17 protein-coding genes and 3 pseudogenes are annotated in these 18,448 nt (G+C 69.0%); 5 read left to right on the plus strand and 15 right to left on the minus strand.

Going from position 1 to position 18,448, the window contains the following annotated elements:
• Window positions 1–129: 129 nt before the first annotated feature.
• From K8Z49_RS08705 to K8Z49_RS08715, 3 genes are all read left to right on the plus strand, one after another.
• Window positions 130–732, plus strand: a complete 603-nt coding sequence (locus K8Z49_RS08705) for a hypothetical protein (RefSeq protein ID WP_146877463.1) — start codon at window positions 130–132, stop codon at window positions 730–732.
• 221 nt (window positions 733–953) lie between these two features.
• Entirely contained in the window at window positions 954–2,903 is a 1,950-nt protein-coding gene (locus tag K8Z49_RS08710; RefSeq protein ID WP_412518024.1) for a hypothetical protein, read from the plus strand.
• Between the two features lie 253 nt (window positions 2,904–3,156).
• On the plus strand, window positions 3,157–3,729 hold the full coding sequence (locus tag K8Z49_RS08715; RefSeq protein ID WP_412518026.1) for an HD domain-containing protein: 573 nt from the start codon (window positions 3,157–3,159) through the stop codon (window positions 3,727–3,729).
• A gap of 116 nt (window positions 3,730–3,845) precedes the next feature.
• Here K8Z49_RS08715 and K8Z49_RS08720 read toward each other — a convergent pair whose 3' ends face one another.
• The 12 genes and pseudogenes from K8Z49_RS08720 to K8Z49_RS08775 form a co-directional block, all read right to left on the minus strand.
• Window positions 3,846–4,199 (minus strand): DUF4387 domain-containing protein, encoded by a 354-nt coding sequence (locus K8Z49_RS08720; protein ID WP_412518028.1) that lies wholly within the window; start codon window positions 4,197–4,199, stop codon window positions 3,846–3,848.
• A complete protein-coding gene (locus tag K8Z49_RS08725; protein WP_412518030.1) occupies window positions 4,192–5,580 on the minus strand; it encodes an acyclic terpene utilization AtuA family protein in 1,389 nt (462 codons plus the stop codon). Before K8Z49_RS08725 ends, K8Z49_RS08720 begins: the two co-directional genes overlap by 8 nt.
• 10 nt (window positions 5,581–5,590) lie before the next feature.
• On the minus strand, window positions 5,591–6,739 hold the full coding sequence (locus K8Z49_RS08730) for an ABC transporter ATP-binding protein (protein WP_412518032.1): 1,149 nt from the start codon (window positions 6,737–6,739) through the stop codon (window positions 5,591–5,593).
• Window positions 6,732–8,408, minus strand: coding sequence for an ABC transporter permease (locus K8Z49_RS08735; protein ID WP_412518034.1), 1,677 nt, complete (start codon window positions 8,406–8,408; stop codon window positions 6,732–6,734). Before K8Z49_RS08735 ends, K8Z49_RS08730 begins: the two co-directional genes overlap by 8 nt.
• Before the next feature lie 496 nt (window positions 8,409–8,904).
• The gene (locus K8Z49_RS08740) at window positions 8,905–9,600 is read right to left on the minus strand and encodes a GntR family transcriptional regulator (RefSeq protein WP_021592060.1); all 696 of its coding nucleotides are present in this window, start codon (window positions 9,598–9,600) and stop codon (window positions 8,905–8,907) included.
• A gap of 205 nt (window positions 9,601–9,805) precedes the next feature.
• On the minus strand, window positions 9,806–10,189 hold the full coding sequence (locus K8Z49_RS08745) for a hypothetical protein (RefSeq protein WP_412518036.1): 384 nt from the start codon (window positions 10,187–10,189) through the stop codon (window positions 9,806–9,808).
• 13 nt (window positions 10,190–10,202) lie between these two features.
• Window positions 10,203–10,670, minus strand: a pseudogene (locus K8Z49_RS08750) (hydantoinase/oxoprolinase family protein); the annotation flags it as partial.
• Window positions 10,671–10,821: 151 nt separating this feature from the next.
• Window positions 10,822–10,908 (minus strand): annotated as a pseudogene (locus K8Z49_RS08755) (hypothetical protein); the annotation flags it as partial.
• Window positions 10,874–11,304: pseudogene (locus K8Z49_RS08760) on the minus strand (hydantoinase/oxoprolinase N-terminal domain-containing protein). The pseudogenes K8Z49_RS08755 and K8Z49_RS08760, both read right to left, overlap by 35 nt.
• Window positions 11,301–11,624, minus strand: a complete 324-nt coding sequence (locus K8Z49_RS08765) for a hypothetical protein (RefSeq protein WP_412518038.1) — start codon at window positions 11,622–11,624, stop codon at window positions 11,301–11,303. Before K8Z49_RS08765 ends, K8Z49_RS08760 begins: the two are co-directional and overlap by 4 nt.
• 5 nt (window positions 11,625–11,629) lie before the next feature.
• Window positions 11,630–12,010, minus strand: a complete 381-nt coding sequence (locus tag K8Z49_RS08770) for a hydantoinase B/oxoprolinase family protein (RefSeq protein WP_412518040.1) — start codon at window positions 12,008–12,010, stop codon at window positions 11,630–11,632.
• On the minus strand, window positions 12,007–13,119 hold the full coding sequence (locus K8Z49_RS08775; RefSeq protein WP_412518042.1) for an ABC transporter substrate-binding protein: 1,113 nt from the start codon (window positions 13,117–13,119) through the stop codon (window positions 12,007–12,009). Before K8Z49_RS08775 ends, K8Z49_RS08770 begins: the two co-directional genes overlap by 4 nt.
• Before the next feature lie 98 nt (window positions 13,120–13,217).
• On the opposite strand from K8Z49_RS08775, the gene K8Z49_RS08780 reads away from it, so the two are divergent.
• A complete protein-coding gene (locus K8Z49_RS08780; RefSeq protein WP_412518044.1) occupies window positions 13,218–14,042 on the plus strand; it encodes a hypothetical protein in 825 nt (274 codons plus the stop codon).
• Window positions 14,043–14,122: 80 nt separating this feature from the next.
• Here K8Z49_RS08780 and K8Z49_RS08785 read toward each other — a convergent pair whose 3' ends face one another.
• Window positions 14,123–15,025, minus strand: coding sequence for a LysR family transcriptional regulator (locus K8Z49_RS08785; RefSeq protein ID WP_075021889.1), 903 nt, complete (start codon window positions 15,023–15,025; stop codon window positions 14,123–14,125).
• A gap of 118 nt (window positions 15,026–15,143) precedes the next feature.
• On the opposite strand from K8Z49_RS08785, the gene K8Z49_RS08790 reads away from it, so the two are divergent.
• Window positions 15,144–15,983 (plus strand): SDR family NAD(P)-dependent oxidoreductase, encoded by an 840-nt coding sequence (locus tag K8Z49_RS08790; protein ID WP_412518046.1) that lies wholly within the window; start codon window positions 15,144–15,146, stop codon window positions 15,981–15,983.
• An 89-nt stretch (window positions 15,984–16,072) separates the two neighbouring features.
• On the opposite strand, the gene K8Z49_RS08795 is transcribed toward K8Z49_RS08790, so the two are convergent.
• Together K8Z49_RS08795 and K8Z49_RS08800 are read right to left on the minus strand one after the other, a co-directional pair.
• A complete protein-coding gene (locus K8Z49_RS08795) occupies window positions 16,073–16,900 on the minus strand; it encodes a siderophore-interacting protein (protein WP_412518048.1) in 828 nt (275 codons plus the stop codon).
• A 31-nt stretch (window positions 16,901–16,931) separates the two neighbouring features.
• The gene (locus K8Z49_RS08800) at window positions 16,932–18,386 is read right to left on the minus strand and encodes an MFS transporter (RefSeq protein WP_021592072.1); all 1,455 of its coding nucleotides are present in this window, start codon (window positions 18,384–18,386) and stop codon (window positions 16,932–16,934) included.
• Window positions 18,387–18,448 lie beyond the last annotated feature (62 nt).

Raw genomic sequence — 18,448 nt, forward strand, 5'->3', positions numbered from 1 at the left:
TGCAGCACGCCGACCTTGAGAGTTCCTGGCCGGCCCGGCGATGGGTCACCGAACGAACTCACCATCCGCCGGGCCGCCCGCTGAAACAGGGCTTGCACGGCCCGTGCCGGACACGCACGAGGAGACGCGATGCGACGAGGGCGGGGCTGGGATGGCTTGTTCGATTTGGCCGGGCGCAATCTGGCTGTCGTCGGGGTGGCGTTCGCAGTCTTCTTCTTCCTCCTCCCCGGCGCGAACAGACCATTGGGGTGGGGGGCCGCCTATGCGTTCGGGGCATCCACCGCTGTCGAAATCCACAGCTCCTGCGAGATCGAGACCCTCGTCAGAGGCGGGAGCGTGGGCAGGAGCACCGGCAAGTGTGATGGTGCGACCTGGACGGTCGACGGGCGGACGCGCAGTGGCACGCTGTACGCGAGCTCAGATGAAATCGACCGTACTTCGGCTGGAGACCCGAAGTTCGTCGGTGAGGCGAAAGCATTTGGCAGCCGGGTGTACGGCCGCCCGGGAACCAGTGTGATCGTCCTCGATCTGACCCTGGTCACCGCCGCCGGGACCGGCGTACTCGTCCTGTTCGGATGTGTTGTGGCCGCCGCACTGTCTTTCCGGCGCCCGCGCGAAGCGGACACGTCGGAGACGGCTGATTCTACGATCCCCGGACGCGTCTTCATCGCCGAGCTCGTGCTCATTGCATTGGCCGCCGGCGCCTCTGCAATCTTCGCCGGTTGGCTTTAGCGGAGGTTTTCCCACTAATGATCACTTCTGGATTCCGTTGAGGGCGCTGTGCTACAGAGGCATGCCGGCGTCATTTGAATTCGACGGCGGTGCGTTCGTTCAGGACCCGGACGCTGTGCAGGAGATCCCCGTTCCGGCGGCGGTGGCCGGCTTGGAGGCACGCCGGGCGTTCACTCACGGTGACCTGGAATAATCGAGAATGCAAGGTTAGGGACACCATCATGGACGACAGGGAGACCCGGCGGGCAGCGGAGATACGAGCGCGTCGTGAAGAAATCCTCGAACTGCCGACTGCGGAGTTGCAACATCGCGGGAAACTCGAGCCGCCCATGGACGGTGACGTGCTCATCGACGTCTCCGTTTCGCCGCTGGGCGACGCGGTGGCGTTGTGGGCGCAGCCTGCGGAACACGAGGAACTGTTCGCCAAGGACGTCTGGGCGAACGGCGTGCGCGCACCGCGGACCAAACTGCCCCGGCCGGTCACCGCACGTTTCGTCCGGTATGGACGGAAGCCGATCGTCGTCCCGCTGCAGACGGACCTGGCTGTGCCACTGGTGCAGGTGCTCTCCGGCGACCGGGTCCTCGTGGTCGGCGCACGCTGCCGGCATCGCGGCGGTGAAGGGCCGGAGCACAATGCCGCCATCTACGACAAGCAGGGGCACCTGCTGGCGACAGGAACACTCGGCGACGGCATCGAGCGCGTCCGCACGGATGTCGGCGATGGCATCTGGGTCGGCTACGGCGACGAGGGGATTTACGGGAACTTCGGCTGGGGTGGTCCAGAAGGGCCGGAGCCGATCGGGCAGCGGGGCCTGGTCCGATTCACCGACGGTCTGGCAATCGATCGGAGGTTTCCCGTGGGAACCGCGTGGCCTCTTCCAGTCGAGGCCTGCGGATTCACCCTGGTGGGAACGACCGCCTGGGTGACTTACCACAACGGACGCGAGGACCTGGTCGTCCAATTCGAGCAGGCCGGCCGTCTTGAGGGATGGGCCCTGGAAGACACGTCAGGTGGCACGGCGGTGCCGGTGGGCCCGGCGGTGGTGCTGGTAGGCGGACAGCATGGGGAGCATGACCTGCTCACGGTCGTTGACCTCGCCGATGCGCCGCCGCGGCCGGGCCCCCAATACCGGCTGAGCCTGCCCGACGACGCTGAACTCGGTGCGTACTCCTGGCACGAGCACCGCAACACACTGCACGTCTTCACCGATACGACGTGGTGGACCGCTGAACTGCTTCCTGACATAAGGCCTTCAGGCCGCATAGCCCTGCACACCGATAGCGAGGACCCGCAAGAGACCCGTTATATACGAGCACGTCAGGACGAGGACTACGTGCAATGCGTCAGAGAACTGCTGGGCATGAAGGTCTGGCTCCCGGTCAAGGGACCGCAGCGCGACTTCATCGTCACACACCGCGGGAACAACGGTCTTGTACGCGCGTACACCTCAGCCGAGCGCGCTGCCGTAATGGCCGGTCCGGACATCGATCCCACAGCCGCTGTGAAGCGCCGCTTCTGGGATCTGGTGGGGGGCTGGCGTCATCCCGACATCGGGCTGGTGATCAATCCGGACAGTGCATCAGAGTTCCAGATTCCAGTGAGTCTGTTCGGGCGGGTACGCAGGATCATGGAGAAGATCCTCCCTGGAACCGCGAGCCAAACCGCAGATGCCCGCGCGGCCCAGTCGGAGGAAAGCAGAACCGGCCCCTCTCGTGTCTTCCGGGGCGACGCACCCTCGGAGATCGACGGATTCCGGTTCGCGCGGCTGGTGGATGACATCGGCGAGGACGGGCAAGGGGTCCTTACCCCGGAGCGCAGCAGGATCGACGATCCGCAGGAACGGCAAAGGATTCTGGACTACCTGCGCGGGGGCACGCCGGTCATGCTCGTACCCGGCTTCACAGCCGATCTCCTCGACCCGGCGAGGCGGCAGGCGGTACCCATGAGCACGCGTACCGACGGCCGTTGGGTGTGGAGTGACGGAACCGAGTACTACCTGGAGATCTATGGAATCGCTCCGGAACCCGATTTCTACCTGACCATCCGGGAAGCCGGGTATACCTGCCCCCGCGTGCCGGACCAGGTAGTGCATAAGGCAGGCCACGCGACGACGGAGCGCCACCGCATCGTCAATGAGCAACACCGCCGACACAGAGAAGGAGATGCATGACGGGCTAAAGCTCCAAGGGCCGCTGCATGCCTCGTTTCGACGGCTTGCTCTGGACCACCATCCGATCCGCCTGAACGAGCCTTCGCGGGACTCCCGGTCACGAGGCCCCCGAATTACGCGCCGCACGCACTGGTGTGACCCACCACCAGCGCGTGACGGGCTCCACCGCTTCTGCTTCTCACGGCGCCTCTATGACGCAAGCCGCGCCCTGCTCTATGCTATTGCATATCGCAATCACCTGGAGGGGGCTTGTATGCCTGACACACCCAAGGCCAGCGCCGACGGGGTCCTTGAGACCTTCCCCGAGCTGCGGGATATCGGCGACGAGGCGCTGCGGGAGTCGGTCGTGGAGATCTGGCTGGAGGTGCTGGAGGAAAGCGGCTGGGACGCGGTCTCGCAGGTGCCCAAGCATCCCTACAAGGTCCCGGCCAGCGTGACTCTGGTCGACCACACCCGGTCGGTGACGCAGATGGCCGTGGCGGTGGCCGAGGTGGCGGAGCGGGTCCAGGGCATCGCGTTCGACCGTGACCTGCTGATCGCGGCCGCCAACCTGCACGATGTCAGCAAGCTCCTGGAGTTCGAGCCGTCGGAGAGCGGTGGGCAGGCCTCACGCTTCGGGCATCTGATCCAGCACGGCTTCTTCGGGGCGCACAAGATGTGGGAGAAGGGCCTGCCGCTGGAGATGGTGCACAACGTGATCGTCCACACGACCACCTCGCGGTATCTCCCGCAGACATGGGAGGCGGTGATCGTGCACTACGTCGACTACCTCGATTCCGACGCGCTGAACCTGGTTCACGGGGTCCCGCTGAACATCAAGAAGTAGACGCCCGGGAACGCGAAAGCGGGCCTGTCCCCCACAGGGGGCAGGCCCGCTGTCGACGAGGGCGAAGGGGATCACGACGGTCCCGTGCCGGTCCGCGTGGATCATTCCGGACCTGCTCAGGGCCGGGCGCTCTCCGCCAGCAGCCGGTCGGGCACCTCGAGCATGGCGAGGGGCACGTGGTGCTGGCCGGCGTGGACGTCGCGGTCGTGCAGGCTCGCCTGGGACACCGGCCGCGGGAAGGAGATCTTGACGACGTTGAGCGAGGCGATCCGGAAGATCCGGATGTCGCGAGCCGAAATGCCGTAGAGCCGGCCGACCACCTCCTCGTTGAGGAAAACGGCGTCGGAGGCGATGCGGTAGCCCGCCTCGTCGCGCATGAAGGCTTCGAGGGTCACCCAGAACGGGCCGGCGTTCTTCGACCTCACCTCCAACGCGTAGTCGGCCAGGCGGCGGCGCGGGGTCTCAGGCATGGACGTCCTCTTCAAGGTGGAGGCGGAACAGTTCGGACTCGGTGTCGACGTCGACGACATGGTTGAGCACGAACTCGTACTTCGCTCCCCGCTCGACCTCGGCCGGCGACGTCGGGAAGGCGAAGCTCGGGAGGTAGGCCATGTCCGGCAGCGGCAAGTGGAGCATCAAGGGGTTGGCGACCTTGGCGACCGCGGTGGCGGTGGCCTGGTCGGCGGCGTTGACCAGGAGCATCACGCCGACCTCGCGAACCGGGCGCCGGTCGGGGTCGATGGCGCCGAGGACCGCGTCGTGGCCGTAGAGGCGCAGGTCGTAGTCGAACTGCTCGCGCGTGAGACCGATGGTCTGCTGGACGCGATCGGTCAGGGCCCGGTCCATGAACGCCGACCACTCGTCGATGCGCGCCACGATCTCGGGGTCGCGGATGCCGACGAAGGACATCGTCTCGTAGCCGCAGATCCTGGCGCCCTCGAGCTTGACGGTGAGCTGGTCGGCCTCCAGGAACCGCGAGCCCTCGACCCGCACGCGCCGGTCGTCGAGGGCGGCGTAGGCGGCGTCGGTGACGTCGAGGGTTCCGGCGGGCTCGCGCATCGAGAACGGGTCGGCGGTCTCGTAGAGCATGTGCGCGGCCACCGAGATCGGCGTGCAGGCGGTGCCGGGGTCGAGCGGCTCGATCTCGAACCCGTTCGCGTCGATGGTGGCGATCACCCCGCTGCTGCGGGGGTTGGTCGTGCACTGGCCGCCGCACTCGACGATCTTCGCGGCATGCCACGCGGGCGCGGCGGGCATGCCGCGCATCAGGGGGACCGCCGCCGCGGCCGCCGTGTCGGTGGCCCGGCCGGCGAAGACGACGTCGGCACCGGCCCGGATCGCCTCGACGAACGGCTCGTGGCCCATCACGCCGACGATGTGCGTGCACTCGCCGAGCACCGCCGCGTCGAGCGGGCCCATCGGCGCGAGCGGATGGATCGCGCCCGCGGCGAGTTTGCGCTTGAGGTCCTCGGCGGTCTGCTCGGTGTAGATCCGGGCGATCTTCAGATCGAGCCCCTCGTCGAGCAGGATCTTCTCGGCGATCCCGGCGACCCAGTCGACCCCGGAGTCGGTGCCGGACGTACCGCAGGAGCCCACCAGCAGCGGGATCCTCGCCTCGGCCACGGCCTTGAGCAGGATCCGCAGGTCCCGCGCTATCGCGGCCTCGGCCGTCTTGGCGACGCCCTTGCCCAGGTAGTAGGGCCCGGAGTCGGTCGACCCGCCGTCGACCGAGATCACGTCGGCTCCCATGGCCAGCCCCCGGGCGACGGCGGCCGGGTCGAACCCGGCTCCGAGCATCCCCGTGGGCGACACGACCGTCACCTTGGAGGGGGTCTGCGCGTCTTCACTCAACTGTCATCTCCTAGCTCTCGCCGCGCTCGGTCGGCACCTGGACGGGCACCTGTTTCGCGTTGTCAGTGGGCTGGTCGCCGGTCTCCGGCGCCGGCAGAAGGCGCAGGGCGTCGGGTGGGAGTTCCACGGTCAACTCGGTCGCGTCCACCCGGCGAAGCGTCGCGACCGTGAGCGCGAGGCCGTCGACGCGCAGCGTGTAGCGGTAGTGGTCGCCGAGGTAGGAGACCGACTCGACCTTCCCGGTCACTTCGTTGACGCCGCTGCCGGAGCGGTCGCCGTCCATCATCTGGATGGACTCGGGCCGGATCGAAAGCGCCACCGGGCCGGGCGGCGCGCTCGGGGCGGCGACCTGGAGCGGCTGGGCGATCCCGGCCGTCTGCACCAGGGTCCGGCCGCCGGCGCCGAACTGGAGGACGTCTCCGGCGAGCAGGTTGGTGGCCCCGACGAAGTCGGCGACGAACGGGTCCGCCGGGTGCTCGTAGACCTCGGTCGGCGTCCCGATCTGGTGGATGACGCCCGACTCCATCACCACGATCCGGTCGCTCATCGAGAGCGCCTCGTGCTGGTCGTGGGTGACGAAGATCGTCGTGACGCCGATCTGCCGCTGCAGTGCCTTGAGCCACTCGCGTGCGCGGTCGCGCAGCTTGGCGTCCAGGTTGGAGAACGGCTCGTCGAGCAGCAGCAGGTGCGGCGGATGCGCGAGCGCGCGGGCCAGCGCCACCCGCTGCTGCTGACCGCCCGACAACTGGTGGGGATAGCGGTCGGCGAAGCGATCGAGCTCGACGAGTTCGAGCACCTCCATCACCCGCTCGCGCCGCTGTTTCCTGCCGACCTTGCGGAGCTTGAGGGGGTAGCCGACGTTGTCGGCGACGGACATGTGCGGCCAGATCGCGTAGGACTGGAAGACGACGCCGAAGTTGCGCTGCTCGGGTTCCAGATGAACGCCGCGGCCGTCGAAGAGCACCTGGTCGCCGAAGCGGATGGTGCCCGAGTCGGGACGGTGGAGGCCGGCGATCGACCAGAGCGTGGTGGACTTCCCGCAACCGCTGGGGCCGAGGAGGGTGAGAATCTCACCCTCGATGACGGTCAGGCTCAGGTCCTTGAGGACCACGTTGTCGCCGAACCTCTTGGTCAGCCCGTCGAGGACGAGTTCAGCCACGGGGCTTCACCTCGAAGAGGGCGCGTCCGGCCCCGAGGACGACGAGCGTGATGATCATTTGAATCACTCCAAAGGCGGCGACGGTCCCGCCCGTGCTGGTCGCTGCGAGCTGCAGCATCGTGAGCCCCAGGACCGGGGTCTTGTCGGTGACGAGGAAGACGGCCGGCTCGGCGTCGTTGAGCATGGAGACGAACAGCAGCACGAAGGAGGCCGCCATCGCCGGGAGCACGAGCCGGAGCACGACGGTGCGCATCGCCTGCCACCAGGTCGCGCCCGACGTCCGGGCCGCGTTGTCCAGGTCGCGGCCGATGGCGGCGAGCGCCGGGTAGAAGGCGCTGTAGCCGAGCGCCAGGCTGCGCACCGCGAAGGCGATGCCCATGCCCCACAGGCTCGAGCGGACCCAGCCGGACGGGTCGAGCACCACGAAGGACCAGAAGAAGGCCATGCCCGTGATCAGGCCGGGCATCATGCGGGGCCAGACCATGCCTCGCTGCAGCGAGCCGCGGAAGCGGAACTCCGAGCGGTGCGCGACCATCGAGAGCGCGGCGATCACGAGCGTGGTGAGAGCGCCGCCGACGGTCGCGATCAGAAGGCTGTTGGTCAGCGCACGGGTGTAGATCTCGTTGTCGAAGACCGCCGAGAAGTTGGCCGTGGTGAGCACGCTCCAGGGGTTGACCAGCGGCGTGAAGATCGTGGTGAAGGCGCACAGCACGACGCCGAAGAGCGGCACCAGGACCATGGCGACGAGGCCGACGGCGATCACCGCGCTGACCGCCCAGCGCGCCGGTCCGAGCTTGACGGTGCGTCCCTCGGTCGGCTTGCCGGTGACGGTGGTGAAGCGGCTCAGGTCGCCGGCGAGCCGGTTGCGGGCGACGAGCAGCAGCGACACCAGGGCGAGCAGGACGACGGCGCCGGCCGACACCAGGCCCTGGCGCGGTGTCGACGACGCGCTCCAGTTGTCGTAGAGGTAGGTCGAGATCATGTCGATGTTCTTGGAGAACCCGAGCACCAGCGGCAGGCCGAGAACCTCGATGGAGAGCGCGAAGACCAGCAGCGAGGAGTTGAGGATCGCGGGTCGCAGGAGAGGAACGCTGATCGAGAGCACCGCCCGGACCGGCGAGGCGCCGGTGGTGCGCGCGGCGTCCTCGAACGACGGGTCGATGCCCTCGATCGCGCTGCGGCAGAACAGGAAGACCACCGGCGCGGCCACGCTGATGCCGACCAGCGCCATGCCGGGGACGCTGTAAAGGTCGATCGGCATCTTCAGGAAGGTGTGCAGGTCCAGCCAGGACGAGGCGAACCCGCTGGGCGCCCACATCAGGCTCCACCCGAGAATCAGCACGATGCCGGGCAGCATCACAGGTAGGAGCAGCAGCATGCCGAAGACGCGGCGCCCCGGGACGTCGGTGCGAGTGAACAGCACCGCGCAGGCCACGCCGATCGCGACGGAGCCGACCGTGTTCAGCGCCCCGAAGACCACGCTGTTGCGGACCGCCGTCCACCACGCCGGATCGGAGAGGAGGTCACGGTAGTTGGCGATGGTGAGGTGGCCGCCGCCCTGATAGAGCGGCGTCGACCACAACGAGGCGACGACGACCGGAACGATGGGACCGATGAGCAGCACGAGCGCCGCGGCCCACAGCAGGTAGTGCGACACCCCCGTGGGCACCAGACGCCGCCGTACGGCTCCGCCATGAGCGGTGAGCGCGCTCACCCGGTGTACCTCTCCATAGACCTCTCCTCCAGCCAGGACGGCGTCGATCTCGTCAGATGCTACTTGCTATAGTGAATTCGTCAAGGCTGATCTGAGACCCACTTCACTTCTCCTCGCCGTCCCGCCGTCCACGCCGAGACGGGCGGACGCACCAGGTCACGGCGCGTTGGAGTCGCCGCGCGGCCCGACGGCGGCCCAGCTCGGCGGCGTCCGCCTCGACCCGACGCAACTGTTCGCCGGAACCGATGGCGCCGGGTCTTCGCGCGATCTTCGGTGGGGTGCCCAAAGCGGGGCACGAGCACTCGAAGCAGGCCTTTGCAATGGCCCAGGTAGGCGCTGAGAGCGCGCCCAGCGCCTGGGCGAACGGCAAGCCGGTCGGCCGCGTGATCCAGCACCAGCTTGAGGCAGTCGTTATCGGCGTGCTCGGCTTGTTGGGAGCGTCGGCTGCGGCTTACCGCTTGCGGTGGGCCAGTCTCGGCTCGTTGCCGGCGTGGCTGTGGTCGCGCATGAGCTGTTCGGCGCGGTCGGCGTCATGGGCCGCGATCGCCTCGTAGATGGCGCGGTGCTGCTTGAAGCGCTCAGCGACCACGCCCGGCTCTTGCTCGATCTGGTCGAAGAGGGCGGCGCGACGCTCCTCGTAGTTGAAGGCGTCGACCATATGGAGCATGTGGATCAGAGTGGTGCTCCCGCTGGCCCGGTCGATGAGGGCGTGGAACTCGCGCATCACCTGCCGGACCCCTTCGACGGCGGCGCGGTCACCGGCATCCGCCTGCTCGGCCAGCCGCTCGGCCCGTTCGAGCAGGCCGAGCAGTTCGGAGATCTGGCCGTCGGTGGCGTTCTCCGCGGCGAAGCGTGCGGCCAGCGCTCGCAAGGTGTCCTCGATGACGGTGATCTTGCGCAGCTCGCCGGCGTCGAACTGTGCGATCCGGACCGAGCGCGGGCCCACCCGCTCGACCAGGCGGTCCTGTTCGAGGCGCCGCAGGGCCTCGCGCACCGGGGTCGGGCTGATGTTGAGCATGTCCGCCAGGCCCCGCTCGGTGACCTTCGCGCCACGCTTGAGGTTGCCCGAGACGATCGCCTCCCGGACCGCCGCGTAGGCGCGGTCGCCGATCGTCGGCGTCGGCGCCAGCCGCTCAAGCTCCCCCATGATCGACCTCTCTGCTATGGCACATGGTATATCGGTTGATCATATCCGAGAGCCATGCGCCGGTCAGTCAAACGAGCTTGACGACCAGGTGTCATCGCGCGTCTACGGTGATGCGCGCCTCCGGTCCGAAGCCGCAGGACGTCTCCCGCTCCTCGACGACGGCGGGACCCTCGATCACCGTTCCGGGGGTAGCGCGTTGCGGTCGTCAACGGTGGTCTCCAGGTCGCCGTGCCTCTCGAAATGGACCCGCCGGGTGCCGCGCACCGCCTCGCCCGAGGCGGGCCGGTAGGCCAGGTCGATGTGGCGAGCCGGGCAGCGTCGCGGTCATCCGCCAGCTGATCACCTCGGGCCGCCCGTCGGCGATCGTCCTGCCGAAGGTGGAGGCGTAGGCCGCCAGGAACCGGTCGCGGATCGCCTCGACGGCACCGGGTCCGAACGCCACGTCGGGCAGCGGGACCTCGATCTCGTAGCCCTGGCCGACGTACCGCATATCGGCCGAACGGCTGATGACGATCTTGTCGCCGAACTCGTCGGCGCCGGCCAGGAGCGCCCTGGCGCGTTCCTCCATGTCGGCGAAGAGCCCGCCCACGTGCGGCGGCCATGCTGTCGGCCGCGATGTTCTGGATGCCGACGGCGGCCTCGGTCACGTCGATGCCGAGTGGTTCCGCCACATGGGACTTCAGGGCCGCCCGCACGTCGGCGCCGACCAGGCTCATCTCGCCGCCCGGGAAGTGGTCCGGGTCGAGGCGTCCGCTGACGAGGTCGGCGTCGGTGACCGTGGGCATGGTGCCCCCGGGTCCGTAGGCGACCGGGCCCGGGTCCGATCCCGCGCTGCGGGGCCCGACCTTGAGCAGGCCGAGATCGTCGAGACCGGCGATCGAGCCGCCGCCCGCGCCGATCTCGATCATGTCGACCACGGTGAGCCGGAGCGGGAGCCCCGACCCGGGCTTGAACTTGTCCAGCCGTCCGGCCTCGAACCGGTGCGTGAGGGTCGGCGTGCCGTCCTCGACGACGCTCATCTTGGCGGTGGTGCCGCCGACGTCGAAGGCGATGATCTTGTCTTCGCCGATCGTGCGGGCGACTTAGGCCGCGGCGATCGCGCCGGCGGCGGGCCCGGACTCCAGGAGCTTCACCGGGAACGCCTTGGCCTCGTCCACGGTGGTGAGCCCGGCGCTCGTGGGCCGGGTTGCGATAGGAGTGGAGGAAGGCGACGGCGAGGGCCTCGACGTGATGCTCCTCCAGCAGCGTGCGCGCCGCACCGAGGAGGGCCTCCTCATCGAGGGCGAGGTGCTCGGTGCCGTCGGCCAAGACCCGTTCGGGGACGTCCGAGCGCCGGTTCCGGGGCACGAGGACGGGCGCCGGACGGGCGAAGAGGTTCTCGGTGTCGAACCGGACCTCGCCCCCGCATCTCGAGCACATCGCGGAACCCCTCGGTGGTGATGAGTCCGATCTCGGCGCCGGTCCTCTCCAGGACGGTGTTGGTGATCAGGGTGGTGCCGTGGACGATCGTCGCGACGTCGTCCCATCCGATCGCCGACTCCTGCAGGAGGCGTTGAATGCCCGCCAGGACCCCGCGCCCGGGGCCGTCGGGGTGGTGAGCAGTTTGCCGGTGCGGGTGATCTGGCGTGACTCGTCGTGGAGGACGAGATCGGTGAACGTCCCCCCGATGTCGACGCCGACGCGCGCGGTCCTCGCTGGCCTCACTGGGTGTTCCTTTGCGGGTCGTGGCCGGGGTAGTCACGCGCGGCGGCCTCGGGGGTGAGGTACCCGAGGCGGACGTCGGCGGTGACGGCGGCCGGGTCGCGTTGATCGGCGGGCCCGAAGCCCACGCCGCCGGCGAACAGGGGGTCCACCGTGGCGTCGGGCGCGAGCGGTGTGACCGACTTGACCGGCGAGACGGGCTCGCCGTCGATCGCGGCCGCCGTTCCGAGGGCGGGTGATCCGCCCAGGAGCCCGCGCGGCGGATGGTGCTCCCGGTCCCCGAGGAGGGCCACCTGCCAGGGGCGGCCGGTGGTGTTCCGCACCGAGATCACCTGGCCGAGGCCGCCGCGGTGGGTGCCGGCGCCACCATGGCCAGGTCGGGCAGGTGCCCGATGCCGATCCACGGGTCGTTGGTGATGACCCGGTCGCCCTCCTGCCAGTCCTCGGCGGGATAGCGGCGGAGCAGTTCCTGGGTCAGGGGCGTCATCAGCGCGGTGAAGGCCGGGAGGCCGGCCCGGCACTCGGCCACCGTCTCCCCGGCCCTGTTCATGATCACGACCGTGTGGTCGTTGGACTCGCGGATGATCGTGGAGAACGCCGTGCGCAGGAGGGTGGTGGCCGCCTCGTCCACGAAGGCGGCGAGGCGGCTCCACCAGATCTCCAGGACGACCGGGTCCAGCCGGCGCTCCGGCGGAAGGGACGCGGTCACCGGCCGTACGCCGCCCTCCACCGCGGCTCGATGGCGGCGCGGCCGCCGGCGGCCTTCTCGAAGTTCATGATGTCGAGGTCCTCGGTACCGGTGACCTTCTTGATCGAGGGCACGCCGAACGCGCACTTCACACCGTCGCGGTAGGGGCTGAAACCACCCCTGCACGCGGCCTCCTGGCCCTCCACCGAGAGGATGTAGTTGACGAAGACCTTCCCCGCGGCGGGCGACTGCCCGGCCTTGGTCACCGCGATCGTGCGCGGGAGCACCGGAGTCGCGTCGCTGAGGTAGGTCCAGTCGAGCACCTTCGCCGCGTCGGGCGTGATCAGCGCGCGGACGGCGCCGCTGACGAAGTACGACGCGGCGTATTGGCCTTGGAGCACCTTCTGGACCAGAGGACCGACGTTGGACTCGATCGTGGTGTTCTTCCCCAACTCCTCGAGGGTGGCCCAGGACGCGTCCCCGCCCTTGGCGACGTAGGCCTGCGTGGCCTCCAGCCCGACCGGGTTCCCAATGTCGACGGTGCCGATCTTGCCCTTCATGGTCGCGGAGAGCTTGGCGAGATCGGCGAGCGTCTTCGGCTGCTTGTCCTTGGGCAGCAGGGCCTTGTTGTAGACGGCGATCACCGGGTCGAGGGAGACGGCCGTGATGCCGGGGGCCAGCTTGGCGTAGTCGGGCAGGTTCGGCAGGTTGGGATCCTTGTAGTCGACGAAGTCGCCGCGCTTCGCGAACTCCTGCATCGCCGCCAGGTTCATCGGCATCACCACGTCGGCCGTGCGCGTACGGGTCGCGTTCTCGGTCTGGTAGCGCTGGAAGATCTGGTCGCTGTTCAGGCTGAGGACCTTGACCTTGATCTTCGGGTACTTCTTCTCGAACGCCTTGCGGATCGGGTCCATGATCTGGTCGTCGGCGTCGGTGTAGAGCAGGACCGACCCCTCCTTCTCGGCGGCGGCCAGCACGTCCGCGGCGGGAGGGGTCACCGGAGAGGCGGTGCCGACATCGGCCAAGGGAGTCGACGCCGGGGAGGCGGAGCCGTCCCCGCTCCCGCCGCATCCCGTCAGCGCGAGGACTCCGGCGGCCGCGGTCGCCGCGGCCGCGATCCTGATCTTCATCACCCAGTGCTCCTCACACGATCGCGGACCCGATGTGGGCGCCGTCACACCTGGCAGATGTTATATGCAATAGCAAATCTGTCAAGTACGGTTTCCCCATGCCGTCCTCCCCCACCCGCTTGCGTGACCTGCCGTCCGACCATCTCGGCCGGACGATTCTCACCGGCCGCACACCGTCCTTCGCCGCACGCCTCGACCCGCGGTTCTCCTACGCCCTGTTCGTGCCCGAGGACATCCAGGACGACGAACCGCCGCTGCGGCTGTGGGTGTTCGTCCACGGCACGGGCCGGCGGACGGAGCTCTATCTCGACAAGCTCGCCGAGCTGGCCCGGACCGAACGCGCCGTCGTGATGACGCCGCACTTCCCGGCCGGAATCGGCGGTGCCGACGCGATCGACAACTACCACGACCTCGCCTACGCCGGCATCCGCTTCGACAGCGTGCTGCTGGGCATGATCGACGACGTGGCGCACCGGTGGAACGTCGAGGCGTCGCCGTTCTTCCTGCACGGCTTCTCCGGCGGTGGCCAGTTCAGCCACCGCTTCCTCTACGTGCATCCCGAGCGGCTCACCGCCGTCTCGATCGGGGCGCCCGGCCGCATCACCCTGCCCACCGCGGCCTCCTGGCCGCGCGGCATCGACGACCTCCAGGACCGGTTCGGCCACGCCTTCGATCCCGACGCCGTGGCGCGGGTACCGATCCAGGTCCTAGCCGGATCGCTGGACAACATCCCGTCGACCAGCGCCTCACCCCCGGCCGACGGCGGCCCCGACCGCCTCTCACGCGCACACGCTCTCGCCACGGCCCTGAAGGACCTGGGCGCGCAGGTCCAGATGGACGTCGTCGAGGGCGTGGGCCACGACGGCACAGCCGTCCTGCCTACCGTGGTCACCTTCCTGAAATCGCAGCTCCTGCCACTCTGAGCCGCTGACCATGCCTCCGCCGCATGCCTACACACAGTGAGGAGGAGCGGAACGTTGTTGGCTGGCTGGGCCCGCAGAGGTCAGGCGTCACCTGTGGCCGCGTCGCGGAGTGCGGCCACGACGGCGCGTTGTCCTCCGGTCGGCTCCGGCTTGGTCACGGCCAGGGTGGACCGTCCGGACCACGCGGGGTCCTCGACCTCGACGGTGACGACCTCGGCGGGCAAGCCCGGAACAGCGAGCTGGGGAACCGTCGTGATGCCCAGTCCGGCGGCGACGAAGCCGAGCCTGGCGTTCCAGTCGCGGATGCGATGGGCGATCCGGGGCTGCGGCAACGTCGGCCAGGGACCGAACTGCGGGTCACCTCGCAGGCCCGCCCCGGCGATCCAGGACTCGCCGGCCAGGTCGTCGACGGTGACCCGCGACCGGCCGGCCAAGCGGTGGCCTCGCGGCACAGCGACGACACCCTTGCCGCCGGTCGTCAGGCGCTCGGCTCTCAGGCCGCGCAGGTCGTAGTCGGGCAGGTCCTGACCGACGGCCATCACAGCGACGTCGACCCCTCCGGCACGCACCTGGCGCACCAGAGCGGGCGTGGATGCCTCGTGCAGTTCGACGGCCAGCGCAGGGTGCTCGCTTCTGAGCGCCGCCACCATCCTCGGGACGAGCGACCAGGTCGCGGTCGGGAAAGCCCCCACGGTCACCTGCTCGGCGAGCGTGTCGGAGAGCATGGCCAGCTCGCGGTCTGTCGCGTCGAGCTCGGCCAGCACCAGAGCCGCCCGGCGCGCGACCGCCTCGCCGGCACGGGTCGCCTCCACCCCACGGGCCTTGCGCACGAACAAGGGCATTCCCGCGGCCGACTCCGCCGCCGCCACCTGCCGCGAGATCGCCGATTGGGTGTACCCGAGGAGCTCGGCCGCCGCGGTGAAAGACCCGCTTCCGACGACGGCGTGCACGACGCGCAGCGCGGGGATGGTGAACTCGGCCATGGGCTCCACGTTACATATGCGTGTTACGCATCCTTCCTATGATTCATCGTCGCTTGTGGAATGCCTGAGGTACCTCGATGCTCGAAGAGCGAAGACACCTTCACGGAAGGAAAGTCAGTTGTCCGCTCTCGAAAAGATCTGGTTCGTCACAGGCGCCTCCCGGGGCTTCGGCCGTCTCTGGACGGAAGCCGCGCTGAAGCGCGGCGACCGAGTCGCGGCGACGGCCCGTGACGTCACCACGCTTGAGCCGCTCGCGGAGCAGTTCGGGGACGCAATCCTGCCGCTACGCCTCGACGTCACCGACCGTCCCGCCGTAGCCGGCGCGGTCGAGCACGCCGTCGAGCGGTTCGGTCGCATCGATGTTGTCGTCAACAATGCCGGCTACGGGCTCTTCGGCATGGTCGAGGAACTTACTGAGGATGAGCTGCGCCGGCAGATGGAGACCAACTTCTTCGGCACCGTCTGGGTGACCCAAGCGGTACTTCCCGTGCTGCGGGCCCAGCGGTCCGGCCGCATCTTGCAGGTGACCAGCGAGGGCGGCGTCCGCGCGTATCCCGGCATCGGCGCCTATCACGCTTCCAAGTGGGCGGTGGAGGGCCTGTCCGAGTCACTCGCCCAGGAGGTCGCCTCGTTCGGGATCCACGTGATCGCGGTCGAGCCCGGTCCATATGCCACGGAGTTCGCCGGTAGCAGGAGCATGCGGACCACCGACCAGCACCCTGATTACGACGAGGTCCGCGAGGCGACGGCCAAGGAGTGGATCCTCGGGGACCCGAAAGCGACCGCGGACGCGATACTGACGATCGCCGACGCCGAGAATCCTCCCCGGCGGCTCGTCCTCGGGCACACACTTCCCGAGATCGAGGAGATCTACGCCGAACGACTCCGCGTCTGGCGGGAGTGGGCACCGATCACCAAGGCCGCATTCGGTGAGCAGGTGATTCCCGGGGCCGCCTGACCGCAGTCCAGGGACGACGGGCGAGGGCGGACTCGCGACCGCGACGTATTGGCTGCGCCAGGCGGCCAATACGGGGGCGCTTTTATGGCTCAGTGGTTGTGGGTGTTGCGCCAGTAGCCGCAGAACATGATGTTGTTCTTGGGCACGCCCGCTTTCACCCAGTGGCGGCGCAACTGGGTGGGCAGTGTCTGCTCGCCGACCGTCCAGGCGAAGAACGGTTCGGTCGGCAGGTCGAGGGACTCCGCGGCCTTGAGGACGGTCCGTCCGGGCACGCCGTTCTCCCGGACGATCCATTCGACGTCGACGCCGTCGGGGGTGGTGAGGTCCTGCCGGTCGTCCTCGGACGGGAGCTCGACCAGGACGCGGCCCTTGGTGCCCGGAGGCAGTGCGGAGAGGATTCCCGCGACGGCGGGCAGGCCCGACTCGTCGGCGACGAGCAGCACGCGGTCGATCGACGGTGCCGGGTTGAAGCCGATGCCTTCGTCCAGGATGCCGACGATGTCGCCCTTGGTGCAGGTCGTGGCCCAGATGGCGGCGGGGCCCGCGGTCTGGTCGTCGGCGGAGCCGTGCAGGACGAAGTCGACGTCGAGTTCGGGCCCGTCCATGCCGTCCGGGCGGTAGGCACGGACGGTGTAGTTGCGCAGCACGGGGCGCTGCGTCTTGGAGACCGTCAGGTACCGCAGGTAGGACGTCGTCGTCAGCTTCCGCGGGACGCGGGCCAGCGTTCCGCCGTCGACGGGAATGAACAGCCGGAACCATTGGTCGAAGCCCATAGGCGAGAACCGGTCGATGTCGCCGTCCCCGAGTGTGACTCGCGCGAAATGCGGTGAGATCCGCTCGGTCCGCAGGACACGCAAAGTGATCAGCTCGGAAGTCTCCGGCTTGACGCGTACCGCATTCAGGTTCGTACGGGCCACGATCACTCCTTCTCAAAACAGGTAAGGCCGACTAATTGCCTTTCGGTTGTTCGTCAGCTCCGGGCGCGGTCGCGAGGGAGGGCGGCGCGTCGGCTCCAGACGTCTCGGTGTGCAGGTCCGAGGTGCGGATGAGGAGCGCGCCGGCGACAGCTCCGGCGAGGGCGATCAACGCGGCGACGGTGCCGATGAGGGCGAGAGCACCGGTGATGTCGTCCGGGCCGCGCTGCCCTCCGTCCAGGCGGGCGCTGTAGAGGGCGCCGAAGGCGGCCGTGCCGAGCGCCGTGCCCAGGGGTAGGAAGGAGTTGATGACGCCGGAGGCGGTTCCGGTGCGGGACGGGTGCACGACGCCCATCGCGATGGTCATCGACGGGGTGGCGACCAGTCCCATGCCGAGGCCGAGCAGGACGAGGGAGGGCAGGATCCGGGCCCAGGATCCGCCGGCGTCCGCGAATCGCAGTGCCGCCAGGCCGGTGGCGCTGATCAGGAAGCCGGCGCAGACGATCGCGCCGGGCGGGACGGCGTCGGCGAGGCGCGCCGCGGCCAGGCCGCCGACCACGAACAGCAGGCTCAGCGCCAGCAGACGGACGCCGATCTGCAGCGCGTCAAGCCGGTACACCGCCTCCAGGAACAGCACCAGGTAGGCGAGCAGGCCGAAGCTCACGACGCGGGCGAGGAGCGCGACGATGGAGGTTCCGGTGAAGGACCGGATGCGGAAAAGGGACAGGTCGAGCAGCGGGTGGCGGCCGAACCGCTGAAGGACGGCGAACACGCCCATCGCCAGGGCGCCCGTCCCCGCTTGGGCGAGGGTCGCGACGGACGTCCAGCCCTGCTGCTCGCCGCGCAGGAGGGCCAGGACGATCGCGGACATGCCGGCCGCGAGCGTGAGCGCGCCGGGGATGTCGGGACGGAACCCGCCGCGCCGGCCGTCGGGTGCCATGCGGCGCAAGGTCAGCCAGACCACGGCGGCGCCCAGCGGGACGTTGACGAGGAACAGCGAGCGCCAGCCGATCCCCTGCACGAGCGCGCCGCCGATCAGCGGGCCGAGGGCGCCCGCCGCCATCGAGACCGCGCCGAAGACCGCGATCGCCTTGGTGCGGGCGGGGCCGGTGTAGTGCGCGGCGATGATCGCCATGGCGGGGGCGAAGGCGAAGGCGCCGCCGACGCCCTGCACGGCGCGCATCACGTCGAGCATGACGACGCCGGTGGACAGTCCGCAGCCGAGCGACGCGAGGGTGAACAGCGCGACGCCGAAGGTGAACACCCGGCGGCGGCCGGTCGCGTCGGCCAGCGAACCGGCGGTGAGCAGCAGCGAGGCGAAGGCCAGCGTGTAGCCGGTGATGATCCACTGCAGGCCGGCGAGGTCGGAGCCGAGCGCGTCGCGGATCTCGGGCAGCGCCACGTTCACGATCGTGATGTCGAGGGTCATCAGGACGCAGGCGCCGGTCACCAGGGCCAGCGCCCATCCGGGCCGGTAGCGGTTCTCCATGGCGGCCTCCAACCTGCCCGGGCATAATATTAGGCGACCCTAACTTAATAGAGACAGATTGT

This window comes from Actinomadura madurae (assembly GCF_047130825.1).
Lineage (GTDB): Bacteria > Actinomycetota > Actinomycetes > Streptosporangiales > Streptosporangiaceae > Spirillospora > Spirillospora madurae.